This window comes from Neisseria sp. P0009.S007 (assembly GCF_051962515.1).
In genome coordinates this window covers 1-252 of the sequence record NZ_JBQCVF010001184.1, presented here as the reverse complement: position 1 = coordinate 252, position 252 = coordinate 1, and the positions used below count along the sequence as shown (strand labels likewise).

The 252-nt window shown below is 50.8% G+C and carries 1 protein-coding gene; it reads right to left on the bottom strand.

Going from position 1 to position 252, the window contains the following annotated elements:
* On the bottom strand, positions 1–103 hold a 103-nt coding region (locus ACTHS3_RS18235), incomplete at its 3' end, for a hypothetical protein (protein ID WP_440368832.1).
* Positions 104–252 lie beyond the last annotated feature (149 nt).

Genomic DNA, 252 nt, shown 5'->3' with positions numbered 1-252 from the left:
ACCCTGCAACGTGCGCCTGATACAGACAAGGCAGCAGCTTACGCATTGCCAAATCGCCGGTCGCGCCGAACAACACCAAATCAAAATTTGTTTGTGTACTCATCGTTTTATCTCTCGTTGAGGAAGGCCTTGTGCCGGCGCCGCCGGATGCCGTAAAAGACGGGCGGTTTCGGCAGAAAAGCAATGGAAACCAATCGCCTGCATCAAAATTTCAAAACAGGCGGGCTAATGAGTAGTAATACTACACATGGC